Consider the following 14,541-nt stretch of genomic DNA (forward strand, 5'->3'; position numbering starts at 1 on the left):
TGAGATTCGAGGTTTGTTTCGTCTCCCTCACCGGCACATTTACTAATCTAGCAACTCCTTCTTGGAATGTCAACCCCTTTTTTCAAAGTTTTCCGGAAAATTATTTTTTTTAGTTGTAGTGAATTAGTTATATCTTTTGCTAGCAAAGGGTTGTAGGACTTTGAAATTTCACAAAAAAATTTTATTTTGACTAGAAATTTTAGTGAAAAATGCCATTTTTATTCTTTTAGATATAAAGTTAGACTGACTGTATGTGCAAATATTTACACCTAATTTGCGGAATATAAAGCTTCAATAGTCAAAAAAATTATACTAATTTAGTTATTTGCAATTATCAATACATAAATTTCACACATATTAGTGGTAGTTATAAGATTTTATGGCCTAATTTTCAGTAAGATGTCCAAGATTTTTGATATGAGTCCAGAAGGTCCTTCTTCACATCCCCAATAAATGGACTAAGCGAAAATGGCCTAAGAATGCTACTATACATATAGGCAATTTATTAAGTATTGGAATCTTTAGACTAATGAAGAATTATGCTTCTATTGCTATTGGTATAAATCAATACGAGTTTCTGGAACCTCTCAGTTATGCTCAACAAGATGCAGAGGCACTACATAACCTTGTGGTGAATGAAAGAAATTTTGCGCCAGAACGATGCTTTTTATTAAGTGACAATATTAGCGGGGAGTGTCAACCTAATAAAGAGAGTATACTAAATATTACTGAAAAGTTTTGTCAAAACGAATTGCAAGTTGAGGATTGTCTTTGGTATTTTTTTAGTGGTTATGGTGTTAGGTTTCAAAATCAAGATTACTTAATACCTGTTGATGGTAATTTGATAGACCCTGAAGCTACGGGAATATCAATAAGAAAGCTCCTGGAAAATTTGATTAAGTCTCCTGTAGGAGAGGTTTTGGTTATGCTAGATATTAAGCATAGCAGTTTAGCTGATGTGGATAATAAATTTGGTGTTCAAGCATTAGAAATAGCTAAAGATTTAGAAATACCTTTGTTACTATCATGTCATGCTAACCAAATTTCGGATGAAACTTCTAGACTGCGGTTAGGATTTTTTACAGCAGCTATTTTAGAAGGATTAAATTCTGAAAAATGTATAACACTAAAAAATCTTGATGATTTTTTGAGTAGTCGCTTACCAGAATTATGTACTGAATATTTACGACCAAAGCAAAATCATTTGATTATGGTCAATCCTACTGATAAAATTAATCAAATAATTTTGCCTCAAAGAGTTCAACTTGATAATTCTGTCACAGAAAAAGTAGGTGTAATTGTTGAACCTTTAGTTAATTATCAAACAACAAAACAAGTTTCAAATATAAAAACAAAACTTAGGAAAAAAAATATGGTAAATGGAAATACAAATAATAATATGGTTACATCTCCTAAAAATAGTCAAAATAATTTCCAAACAGTAGAAATGTTGAAAAGTGTTGATAAAAATATTGAGGCGGATAAATCATTTTTACAAAAGTTGATTTTAGGCAGTAGTTTTACTTCTTTATTGCTACTATTAGGTGTCTTTTTTACTAATAAGTCTATATTTTTCAGTGAACAATTAGTGGGTGATGGTGATTTACCTACTACGAAAACTGAAGAAGATAATTTATTAGAACCAACTTTGTCTCGATCATTTGTAGTAAATTCTGTTGAAGGTCAATCTACAGCAAATACTTCTAATTTAAAAATAAATCAGGAAAAACAAGAAGAAAACCAGCTCTCAGATAATCAATTAATATTATCTGAAGCTGGAAATTCACTTTATTCAGTTTCAGCTTCTAGTTTTAGTCAAGCAATTATTAAGGCTTCTGAAATTCCTGAAAGCGATCCACTCTACCCGGAAGCACAAAGTCAAATAGAACGTTGGAGTTTTACTATTCTTGATATAGCTATTGGACGAGCTGCAAAAGGTGATTATGATGGTGCTATTAATGCAGCTAAATTAGTACCTCAAAATGTCAGACCAATTTATCAAGAAGCAAAGTTAGCAATGGCAAAATGGCAACCATTAATAGCTAAACAAACAAAAGATAATGAGGAGTTTAATGAAGCTTTATTGAAAGCTGCAAAGGAACAGATTAAACCTGGACAAGCTTCTTCTTATATTAAGGCAATTAATGAAGTTCGTAAAATTAAGTCTGGTGAACCTAAGTATGAAGAAGCTCAACAATTAATTGCTCAATGGAGTAATACAATTTTTAATATTGCAAAAGTCAGAGCTAAGAATAAAAATTTGAATGAGGCTATTTTGGCTGGTGAGTTAGTTCCTTATGGAACACCTTCTTATGAGTCTGCTCAAAAAGCAGTGGCAGATTGGAAAAATAGGAAATAATGAAGAATTAGAAAATAGGGAGTAGGGAGTAGGGATTAGGGAAAAAGATATAGATTATTTCTGTATAATAATTGATTTATTTTTTTATTATTGGAGTTCTCTAATTAATAATTAAACCCTAAATTATAAAGGTTTAAAATTTATCGTTGAAAGCTAATATGCCTGTATTTAAGAAAATACTCAATTTAGTTGGTGGATTAATTAATACTTGCAAAATTACTGAATCTAAAAATAGACTAAAAAACAAGAAAAAAAGATGTTTATAAAACTTCTACTAGGATATATAATATGTAGCAGTAATTATTTTTGATAGGGATATTGGGTACTTGGAGTTTGGTCAAAAAAATATCAACCCTTTTAATAGTTTGAGATCAGGTTTAATTTTAATGTGTTGGTAAGGATTTCCTGCAGAATGCTGCGCAAACAACTATTAGGAATTAGCAGTAGTCAGCTCAAGCGCAATAAAAATGAATGAAATAAGCGCTATTTTAACTTCTACTTTTCAATCATATATCTGAGTTGTCAACCCATATAATGTATGGCCGGAAATTATAGATATGTTTTAGAAGCTGATTAAATATGTTTACTCTCCCGGAATACCCTATTGAATGGTAAGCCCATAACTTCTATTTTTTCTCTAAGTTTTGTATTCAGAAAAATGTTTATAAAGTATAGCTTTTCGGGAGAGGTAATTATCAATTATCCATTAATGAAGTGTGTTTTAGCTATTACAGCCAAGATACGTACAAATACAGGAGATTTCGAGCAAATGATGTACAAGGTAAATGGTGACAAAATTTTAGTGGGGGCATTTTGCCCGCTTCGGAGTGTACCTCATAACAATGGAAAGCCCTCTATTTGTTTGTATTTTGCAAATCCTAATTTAAGAATAATTTAGGTAAAAATGATGCTAGTTTTACCAGTAAAGAGGTTGCTAAAAAAACTGAGCAATTATTTGATTTTATATAATATTATTTTCTATGAAAATTTTCGATTGTCATTACAATTTATTTTGTTCATATATTTGATTACTCCCATATATATTACAGTTGGATTTGTTGGTTGGATATTAGTACAAAATGAAGGAAGCTTAGTTCAACAATTAGCTACTCAATTTCAATTAAATAATAATTTTAGTCATCATGTTATTCATAATCTAGATACATTTACTATCTTGTTATGTTTATTAGGAATAACTATAGTTACTTACTTAGCTTTGCTAATATCTAGCTGGATGACTAAAGCCATATACAAATTATTAAGAGAAATTCAAAAAAGTAATCTTACTAAAATAGAAGATTTAGCAGCATCTTTTAAGCAGATACAGAAAGATGAAAATAACTTCCGAGAAAGCGATCGCTTTTTTCATGTTTCTGTTGATTTATTGGCAATTATGGGTACTGATGGTTATTTTAAACAGCTTAATTCAAGTTGGTCAAGAATTTTAGGTTACAGTATTCAAGAACTATTAGCAGTACCTTATCTTGAGTTTGTACATCCAGAAGACCGAAATATTACTGTTGCAGAAATAGAAAAGATTTCTGAGGGTGCTACAAGTTTGAATTTCCAGAATCGTTATTGCACAAAAGATGGTTCTTATAAATGGTTTACTTGGAATATTGTTCCTTGTTTAACAGAAAATTTAATCTGTGCAGTTGTACGAGATATTACAGATGAACAGGAATCTATGGAACAGCTTTTTATTAATCAAAGACAATTAATAGAAGCTGAAAAATTTGCTGGTGTCGGAACTTGGCAAAATGATTTAATTACAGGTGAGTTTAAGTGTTCAGAACAATTATCTTTTATTTTTTGTTGGCCTTTCCAATCAAAATTTTTCACTATGGAAGATTATTATCAGTTAATTCATCCTGATGATTTGCCAGCCATCAAAAAAGCGATTGATTTAACAATTCACTATGGTCAAAATTTCAAAATTGAGCAAAGAATATTATGCTCTGGTGGGAAAGTAAAACATATATTAATTAGTGGGAAACCGATTGTTGATAAAGAAGGCAAGGTAATTAAAATTTTTGGCATAGTTTTAGATATTACAGAACATAAACAAATACAAATAGCATTACGAGAAAATCAAGAAAGATTTTATCAATTAGCAGAAAATATAAATAATGTTCTTTGGATAGAAGATATTCGCAATCATCAAATTATTTATATTTCTCCTAGCTATGAAAAAATTTGGGGTTATAGCTGCGATGAGTTATATGCATCACCAAGCTCTTTTCTCAATATTATTTATCCAGAAGATCGCCCGCAAGTGGCACAAAAATTAGCAAATTTTTGGGAAAAAGAAGAGGAAAAAGAATATCGCATTGTACTACCTGATGGGGAAATACGTTGGATTTTAGAACGTAGTTTTCCGATTAAAAATCAAGCAGGGGAAGTTGATAGAATAGCTCGCATAGCACAAGATATTAGTAAGGATAGACTTGTAGATCAAAAACTACGATTAATTCAACAACAACTCGAACTTGCATTAGAAACTTCAGGTAATGGATTATGGGATTGGAATATTATTACGGGTAAATGTTATTACAGTGTGCGATGGTTAGAAATGTTAGGTTATGATGAAAATGATTTGCCTAGAAATTTTGATAGTTGGGAAATGCTAATCCATCCGGAAGATAAAGATTGGGTGATGGATGCTTTGAATTTACATTTGGAAGATAGTTCATTTATTTTTGCTTTCGACTATCGATTACGAACTAAGTCTGGTGAATGGAAATGGATAGCAACTTATGGTAGGGTAGTAGCTAGGGATGAAACGGGTAAACCAATTAGAATGATTTGCACTCATACAGATATTAGTGATCGCAAAGCAGCAGAAGTAACTCTTCAGCAACAACTAAAATTGGAAAAACTGGTTTCTACTATTTCTGCTAGCTTTATTAATCTTCATCCTAACCAAGTTGATAGCACTCTACAAGTAGCATTAAAACAACTTAGTGAGTTAATAGGTGCAGATCGTAGTTATTTGTTTTTAGTAAGTAGCGATCGCACTCAAGTTAGTAATACTTATCAGTGTTTTGCTACTGGAATAGAAACTGAAACTGATAGTTTACAAAATTTTTCTATAGATGATTTACCTTGGTTAATGGAGAAACTATATAAGTTTGAAGTGGTGTATATACCTCTAGTCTCGAATTTACCTCTCGAAGCAAGCACTGAAAAACAAAGATTGTTAGCGCAGTCAATTCAATCTTTGTTATGTATTCCGATGGTTTCAGGAACTCAATTAATTGGTTTTGTGCGGTTCGATGGCATTCGTCAATTACCAAACTGGACAAATTCTACAATTAATCTGTTAACAATTATTGGTAAGATTTTTGTCAGTGCTTTAGAATATCAGGAAGCAGAGTTAGCGCTACGAGAAAGCGAACAACGTTTTCGGATGATGGCAGATAGCGCTCCTGTATTAATTTGGATGTCGGGAAGAGATTGCCTTTTTAGTTATTTTAATCAAACTTGGCTAAATTTTACTGGGCGTAGTTTAGAGGAAGAAATAGGGAATGGTTGGCAACAGGGTATTCACCCTGAAGATGTGGAGTATTACCTGGAAACCTATCAAGTAAATTTTCAGACCCATCAACCGTTTAATATTGAATATCGTTTGCGAAGAGCAGATGGTGAATATCGTTGGATTTTTGATACTGGAGTTCCGAGGTTTAATCTCAATAATATTTTTGCTGGTTATATTGGGAGTTGTATTGATATTAGCGATCGCAAAAAAGCAGAAACACAATTACAAATTTCTCTTCAGGAAAAAGAGGTTTTGCTGAAAGAAATTCATCACCGAGTTAAGAATAATCTACACATTATTTCTAATTTATTAGATTTGCAATCAGATTATATTGAAGATGAGAGAATAATGGAATTATTTGCTGATAGTCAAAATCGGATTCAAACTATGGCTTTGATCCATGAACAACTTTATCAGTCAAAAGATTTAGGGCAAGTTAATTTTAGGGAATATATTCATAATTTGATGGACAATTTATTATGTTCCTACATTAATAGAGAAAGTATAATTAATCCTATAATTAATGTAGAATCTATAACTATGAATTTAGAAACAGCAATTCCTTGTGGTTTAATAATTAATGAATTGGTAACTAATTCTTTAAAATATGCTTTTCCTAATAGTGAAAATGGGGAAGTTGTTATTGAATTATATCAAGATGAAGAGGAAAAAATTCATCTCACAATTAGAGATAATGGTATTGGGATACCACCAGATTTTGATTGGCAAAATAGTCCTTCTTTGGGTTTGAAGTTAGTCAGGATTCTGTCTAAACAATTAAAAGCTGAAATAGAGTTTGATGGTACTCAGGGTACAGTATTTAATTTAATATTTTTTCCTCTTAAATACAAGCCCAGATTTTAAATAGTTGTGGAAAATAAATTTGCTATTTGAGGGAGGGAACAGGAAGGTAAATTATTTAGTTACCTTTAGATTACTTCAGCTATTAGCTAAGGATTTTAATCCTTAGATTATACAAAATAAATTTTCTAGTTTAGAGAGGGAACAGGAAGGTAAATTATTTAGTCATCTTTGGATTATGCAAAACAAATTTCCTAGTTTAGAGAGGGAACAGGAAACAGATGAGAATTTTAGTTTTTTGCTTTTTGATTTGTCACAACCTAATTTAGGATTGCTTAATTGTATCAATATAACAATCCTGATTATAGAATTTATCAAAAGTAATGTTAAAATGGAAAAGGCATAGATAAGTCTTAAAATAATAAATACTATAAGCATTTCCTAAAGAATGCCCTCGCATTCAGCTTTTGTATAGAATCAAGAAATTCTAAATTTAGTTAAAGACCAATTTTATTTAAAACTTTTAATTATCCTTAGAAACTAATTATTTCTTTTTTGTTAAAAGTTTCTTTCTGATTCCTTCTTTCCTGCTTCTACCATTTGTAACAAACATTTATCAAAATAGTATAAGATTTTATCATAGGGGTTTAGTCTACAAACCTAAGCGGAAAGAGATTGAGAGACCAAACCCCTACAGTTTTTTCTCACAAATCATTTCTTATGGCTATAGCTGAGGGGTGAATCCTTTTATTCTTTCTCAATTTCAAGTGTGGCTTTTACTTTCTCAAAAATTAATAGCTGAATGCTTACCGAAATAATTAATAATTAAATAATTAAATAATTAAATAATTAAATAATTAAATAATTCGCACCTTGAAACCTCCCCTTGGATAGGGGAAAAAGCGGTCGTTTTCGGCGCTTGATCCGACATATTTGCGTAGCAGTCCCTATACGATAACGCTACGCGACATGAAAAGCGGAGCTTCCCGTAGTACATTGTTTCACCTTAAATGGTTCAATAGCTGTAGGTTGGGTTGAGGGACAAAACAAGGGCAATAATCTTTCTCCCCTCACTCCCCTACTCCCCTACTCCCTAATGTACCATTTTAGATGAAACAGTCCAGTAAAGTGAGATAGATGGGTTCCCTAACCATATCTAATCGACCAAGAAAAATAAATCTTTTCCTGAAGCACCAATCCTCTCACTTTTAGGGAGAGGTAATTATCCATTATCCATTATTCATTATTCATTATCCATTATTCATTAATGAAGGTATTATACAGGTAAATTTTCATGAAAATCAATCAAAATACTGCTAAAAATCCGGCGAAAATTTTAGTTGTTGAAGACGAATTAATTGCGGCAGAAAATATCTCTAGAAACCTTAAAAAACTGGGATATGAAGTAATTGAAATTGTAGACTCTGGTGAAGAAGCAATTGAATCTGCAACAAACAACCATCCTAATTTAGTGCTAATGGATATTATGCTTCAAGGAAATTTAGATGGTATTGAAGCTGCTGGACATATTCGTTCTCAATTAAAAATACCTGTTATTTATATGACTGCTTACGCAGATGATGATACATTAGGAAGAGCAAAATTAACTGAACCTTATGGTTATTTAGTAAAGCCATTTAAGCCTCAAGCTTTAAAAACTACAATCGAGATTGCTCTGCAAAAACATAAAGGTGAACAAGCAGTAGAATCGTCCTATATCAAGGAAATTGAAGAAGTAAAAAATCAGCTTAATAAGTTAACAAATCAACAAGATATAAATCCTCTAACAAATCGAATTATCCTATCAGACAAATTTGCTAAAATTATTAATAAAATTGATATTTTTCAAGAAGAATATCCTCAGTCAGAAAAAGATTTTACACCAATTATTTCTGTGATTTGTTTAGGCATTAATCGCTTCAAACGCATTAATGATTTGGGATACGAATGGGGTGATTTGTTGATTAGAGCCATACTGCAAAATATTAATAAATTGATTAGCAAAAACAGTATGATTGCTCGCTTAGATACAGATGAGTTAGTTATTATATTGGAGCCATTTACTAATAAGATTGAAACTAAATTTATTATTCAAAAAATTTTACAGCAATTCACTCAACCTTATCTCTTAAAAGAACAAAAGTTTTTGATTAGTGCTAATGCTGGAATTGCTCTCTATCCTATTGATGGCCAGGAGATTGGAGAATTAATTTTAAAAGCCAAGAATGTGATGGAATATGCTCGAACAAAAGGGAATAACCTATATAATTTTTACAAAAAAGAAATAGGTAAACATCAAAATACTAATACATTAAAATTAGAGAATGATTTATACTCAGCTTTGGCAAATAAACAATTTAAAATTTACTATCAACCGATAATTGATTTAAAAACAGGTCAAATTGTTGGTGCTGAAGCTCTAATCCGCTGGCAAACTGCTGATGGTTCTGTAATATTACCTGGGCAATTTTTACCATTAGCAGAAGAAACAGGATTAATTGAAGCAATAGGTGAATTTGTTTTGAAAAGTGCTTGTGAAGATATTAAAGCTTTACAAGATATTGGGTTAGGAAAAATAAGAGTAGGAGTTAATATATCTACTCGCCAATTAAATAAATTAGATTTACGTCAGAAATTAGTTAAAGTTCTTTTGAATAGTGGTCTTGCTCCTAATTATGTTGAGTTAGATATTAATGAAAGTGTATTGATTACTGCAAATCCCACAATAGTTATGAGAAGTTTACATGGTTTAAAAACTTTAGGTATTCAAGTTGCTATAGATGATTTTGGTACAGGTTATTCTTCCTTAAGTTATTTGGAAAAATTTCCTATTGATTCTATCAAAATTAACCAGAACTTTATTAGAAAAATTAATCTCAATTCTACGAACCAAGTGATAACATCAGCAATTATTTCCATGGCTCATAAATTAAATATGCGAGTCATTGCTGAAGGAGTAGAAACTGAAGAAGAATTATCTTTTTTAGTGCAAAATCAATGTGATGAACTTCAAGGTTATGTATTTAATCGTCCATTACCTTTGGTAGAATTTGCATCTTTAGCAGAGTCTTTAGCTAATTGTCCTCAAATGATTAATAATTGGATAAATCAAGCAAACACTTGAATTACTTGCCAATTGTGTGCTTCTAAGATGGGTGCAATATCTATGACTGCTTCTTGTCGCAAACTTATCGCTTCTTTAATTTTACAAAGTCCTTCTAACTGAGTTTTATCCATAGAAACAGCTCGACTAATTGTTTCATTATTTTTGCAGTATAAAGATGCCGTTGCTTGATTACCTACACCTTGAAGTTCTAGATTGTATACTTTTTTATCTTTATAAAGAAAGTGATTTGGAGCAACAATTATTTGCATTTTTCTGATTAAATATTGTATTCTAGTTATAAAATTGAAGAGATATCTTCCTGATGTAATATTTTTCCTTCTACTCTCTTCCCTCTTCCCTCTTCCCTCTTCCCTCTTCCCTCTTCCTTTACCAAAAAATTAGGGTATGTACCTCCCCTTTTAAACGGATGAAAAAATGAATGTTTAACTGAGTATTTCAAGCCTCCCACTTTAGTCGAAGACTCATTGATAACTGATAACTGAAATGACATCTCAGTCAGTATTAGTCTTAATATTTCTGGAATCTAAAATAGATTGAATTTGTTGTAATAATTTTTCTTTCTCTTTGTTATTGTTGAATTTGGGAAATTCAGAAACATTTGTATCTTTTTGCTCTAAATTTTCGTCTGAATTTGGATGTTGTGAAGAAAGTGTAGTAGCTTTACCATTAACATGATGTATAGGCGAAGATAAATTAACTGAAGTTTTTTCCAAACTTAGTTGATGAATTAATACTTCCAACTCATCCAATATTTTCTCAGAGCGCTGATTATTTTCTACGAGAGACTTAGAAGTCTGTTTAGCAGTTTCAGTCAACTTTTTTAGTTCAGCAATTTTCGTTATCAAGTTCTTAGCTACTTGATTCATTTGACGACCAGCTTCTGATGTTTCGCTAACTAACTTTCCTATTTCATTAGTTATATGACTAAAACCACCAAGTTGTGAACTTGAATGTCCTGCAATTATAGCAGCTTGCATTGCTAAATGTTTGGCTTGTTTACTAACTGTTTCAATTTTATTTGATGTAGAGTTAATGAGCTTTAGCTCACTTGAAAATAACTGACCAATATTAACAATTTCATCAATGTTTTTATTGATGGTTTGTACTCCTGTAAATGTGGCATTAAATGCCTTTCTTCCCTCTTGAGATATTAAACCAGTAATTTCTTTTATTCTTTGGTTAAGATTATTAATTTGTTCTGATTGAGTAATTAGTTCATTTTGCTGTTTTTCCAAGAGATTATTTCTAGCTAAAATTTCTTGTTTCTGAATTTGTAAGGCTTGTGTGTGTTGTTGGAGTTTCTGCTGTTTATTTGTTAGTTGTAAAAAATAATCTTTAGCATTTTTTTGATAATTATGTAACTGATAATTTACTTCATAAAGTATATGAGACTGAGCAATAATTAAGGTTTGAAAATTCAGCAGAAAATATATAGAAAAATTAGATTTTTCTTTGTTGATAAATTGAACCACTATTGGTTCATAGATATTTTCCTCGGAACGACTGAGTGCTTTTTGTAGAGCTAAGTTAATTTTTTCTTTGGCAGATAATATTAAACAGTTTTCATAACATTTAGTTGCTTTGAAAAAATATTGAATTGGTCGTTTAGTAAATAATTCTCTCCCGTAGGGAGAACTCATCTGTTCATAAAAGTGACGTCGAGAAATCATACCAAGAAAATTTTGATTAGAGACAACTATAACTCCAGGCAAGTCAGGTTGTTCATAAAACTGAGATGAAACTAATTCTACTGAAATTGTTGGACTTACTTGAAAGTCAATTAATGGCAATTCTCCAAGGGTAGATTCAGAATTTAGCTTTGGGAAGTTAGATTTTACAGTGTTTATCATTTTACAAAACCCACTTAACTTATGAGGGAGATTAAGAAAAATCTAAGGGAAGTTAATCATCAGGATGTCGATATATTTTATATGTTATTACTCCCTATCGTCAATGATTATCTCCAACAAATTTCTATTAAATCCTGATTTTTTTACAAATTATCTAAGGGAATTTAATATTTTATTAGGATAAAAAAATAAGGACTATCTATAAATTATGAACTATTTAGCTCATTTACTTTTAGCAAAAAATACTTCCGAATCACAAATAGGAAATTTACGAAGTGACTTTGTGAAAGGTCATTTTAGTTAGTCTCCTGGGGAAAAGCTGCCTCTTGCAGAGGAACTTCGCTAACGCTAACAGTTAGCCTCCTGCGGAGAAGTTGTCCGTTTTCATGTAGAGAATGCTCCGCTTTCCATGTCGCGTAGAGTCTTATGTCAGCGACAGCCAAGAAGCGAAACAGTTATCAGTACCTCGTAGCTGTTGTCAGAGACTTGAAATATTGAAGAAGTTTTTTTCATTCCCTTTAGAGTTAATTTGTACACTTCGCCCAAAGTCCTATATTACCTAGCTTTTAGCAATTAATAATTTACTTGCCAAAAATCCTGAAATTTAAGTATAGCCAGTGACTCCGCCCCCTTAATATTTAGTTTATAAATCAGCTATTTATTAAAGGGGAAGATTGAGACCTTATTTTTCGGTCAAGTTGATTGTTTGAGCGATACTCATTCAATATATTTGAGAAGTAAAAATAAGGTTTCAGACTTTTTTCGGCATAATAATAAAGTACCTAATTTTTAGCTATTTTTGTCTCAAAATGATAAAATTTTGACCCTGACTATCAGAAAATTTGGCCGTAGCAGATCGCCTAAACTATTCCCTGTTCCCTATCACCACTAACAGACTTTTTTAGCAAACCCTAATTAGGGCTTGCTGATTAAATATAAAAATATTTCCTGGTCAAGATTTCAGCCTTTGCCAGTGCTAATAACTTACCAGCTTTTAAGTAATTCAGGTTCAAAAATCTAGGATTTTGCGCAAGACAAGATAGAGGCACCTAAAAATCAAGGGATAATTTTTCCGATACATCCTCTATAACTCCTGATTTCTCTTGACTCTGTAGGTAGGGACGTTGCATAGTCCCTACTACTCCCTACTCCCTCCCAAGGACAAAAATACTTTTTCAGCAAACCCTAATTATTAATGTTTTATATGACCATTTTGTGGCAAATAACTGGAATTTATTTAGCCATAAAAAGATTAGATGTATTTGTCAAAAAAATATGTATTATATATAATCCGGTTATACAGTTTACGCTTATAGCTCTATAGCTACTTAAATATTCAATTTTGTAACAAAACCTTCCAGGTTATTACAGCAAACGAAGGCTGAACTGCAAATTACGATAACTAATTACCCGGATTCTATATTATGTTGGAATATAATCAGGAAATACTACCTAAAAAATAAAAAAAAATATTAGCTAAAATCATATTTTAAAATTGGCTTATTTCCTACACAAATATATCAGGAATTAACTTAAATTTTGTGTGTTTATCTCAAGGTTTGCAAAGATAAAATAATTGGGCTACTGCTGTTAACGAGTTAATCAAAAATCACCCTTAAATTGAGTCATATTTTTTTATATTATTTCCATAATTTATGAATTATTTAAAAAGTTTGTATAAGTAATAATAAAGTTTTCAACCATTTTCAACCCTTTCTTCTGTTATTCAGGTTTCATCTCCGTTATTTGTTACTACTTCTATAGGGGGTATTTCTTTAGATAAAGGTTTAATCTGATCAGGATTAAAATTTAAACTAGAAAACAAAGGTAAAATTTCTTTACTAAAAGCTTCTGCTGCTTTAGAGCGGTAACGATTAGGATTATAAATGACTGATAATATTCTATTAACAACTATCTGCTCTATCTTAACTATAGTCAAAACCCCTATTTGTAATTCTTTTTCAATAGCAGAAACAGAGACAAAAGCGACTCCTAAACCAGACTGAACAGCATTTTTAATTGCCTCAATTGAATTTAGTTCCATCTCTACTTTTAGACGACGAGTATCAATCCCACTTTCAGATAAAACTTGATCAATTACTTTGCGAATAGTAGATTGAGAGTCCAAAGTAATAAAATTTAAGTGATACAAGTCCTCTTTTTGAATAGTCTCCTTTTCGGCCAGATAATGAGAAACAGGCAAAATTAAGGCCAGTTCATCCTCAGCATAGGGCACAATTTCCAAAGACTCCTGTAACTCCGGAGGGACTTCACCCCCAACAATAGATAAATCTATTTGGCCATTAGCCACACTCCAAGCAGTACGACGAGTAGAATGAACATGCAATTGTACAGCTACATCAGGATATTTTTGTCTAAACATCCCGATCATCCGGGGTAATAAATAAGTGCCAGTAGTTTGGGAAGCACCAACAATTAAAGTTCCTCCCTGAAGGTTTTGTAAATCTTCAATTGCCCGGCAAGTTTCTTGACAAAGAGATAATATCTTCTCACCGTAAGTAAGTAGCAAATGACCAGCTTCAGTTAATTGTGCCCGGCGACCTCCCCGGTCAAATAAAGGCACATTTAATTGTCGTTCTAAATTTTGTACCTGTAAACTAACTGCTGGTTGAGAAACAAATAGACTATCGGCAGCTCTTTTAAAGCTACCTTCAGCAGCGATCGCTTTGAGAATGCGTAATTGATCTAAAGTGAAAGGAAGCTCAGACATAATTGTTAAAAGAAAAAAATTTAGGGAGTATACAATAGAAACTTTTAGTTTATAGTCTGTTTCTGTATTAAGCCAAGTTTTTATTGAGAGAACTTCAAGAGCGTATCTAGCTGGAAAATTTGCCTAAGCAGCAAG

7 protein-coding genes are annotated in these 14,541 nt (G+C 31.5%); 4 read left to right on the forward strand and 3 right to left on the reverse strand.

Annotated elements, in window-relative coordinates; genetic code table 11:
- Positions 1–529: 529 nt before the first annotated feature.
- The 3 genes from VKJ25_RS10275 (at position 530) to VKJ25_RS10285 (ending at position 9,822) form a co-directional block, all read left to right on the forward strand.
- Positions 530–2,359, forward strand: coding sequence for a caspase family protein (locus tag VKJ25_RS10275; RefSeq protein ID WP_324236539.1), 1,830 nt, complete (start codon positions 530–532; stop codon positions 2,357–2,359).
- 994 nt (positions 2,360–3,353) lie between these two features.
- Positions 3,354–6,761: a PAS domain-containing protein gene (locus VKJ25_RS10280; protein ID WP_324236540.1), complete on the forward strand. Its 3,408-nt coding sequence runs from the start codon at positions 3,354–3,356 to the stop codon at positions 6,759–6,761.
- Between the two features lie 1,231 nt (positions 6,762–7,992).
- On the forward strand, positions 7,993–9,822 hold the full coding sequence (locus VKJ25_RS10285; RefSeq protein WP_324236541.1) for a putative bifunctional diguanylate cyclase/phosphodiesterase: 1,830 nt from the start codon (positions 7,993–7,995) through the stop codon (positions 9,820–9,822).
- Here VKJ25_RS10285 and VKJ25_RS10290 read toward each other — a convergent pair.
- Together VKJ25_RS10290 and VKJ25_RS10295 are read right to left on the reverse strand one after the other, a co-directional pair.
- Positions 9,807–10,073: a hypothetical protein gene (locus VKJ25_RS10290; RefSeq protein WP_324236542.1), complete on the reverse strand. Its 267-nt coding sequence runs from the start codon at positions 10,071–10,073 to the stop codon at positions 9,807–9,809. The genes VKJ25_RS10285 and VKJ25_RS10290 overlap by 16 nt on opposite strands.
- 243 nt (positions 10,074–10,316) lie before the next feature.
- The gene (locus tag VKJ25_RS10295) at positions 10,317–11,675 is read right to left on the reverse strand and encodes a hypothetical protein (protein ID WP_324236543.1); all 1,359 of its coding nucleotides are present in this window, start codon (positions 11,673–11,675) and stop codon (positions 10,317–10,319) included.
- Between the two features lie 208 nt (positions 11,676–11,883).
- On the opposite strand from VKJ25_RS10295, the gene VKJ25_RS24860 reads away from it, so the two are divergent.
- Complete coding sequence (locus VKJ25_RS24860) at positions 11,884–11,979, forward strand: ACP phosphodiesterase (protein WP_483143739.1); 96 nt, start codon at positions 11,884–11,886, stop codon at positions 11,977–11,979.
- A gap of 1,422 nt (positions 11,980–13,401) precedes the next feature.
- Here the strand turns inward: VKJ25_RS24860 and VKJ25_RS10300 are convergent.
- A complete protein-coding gene (locus tag VKJ25_RS10300) occupies positions 13,402–14,406 on the reverse strand; it encodes a LysR family transcriptional regulator (RefSeq protein ID WP_324236544.1) in 1,005 nt (334 codons plus the stop codon).
- Between the last annotated feature and the right edge of the window lie 135 nt (positions 14,407–14,541).

The organism is Okeania sp., assembly GCF_035285525.1.
Lineage (GTDB): Bacteria > Cyanobacteriota > Cyanobacteriia > Cyanobacteriales > Microcoleaceae > Trichodesmium.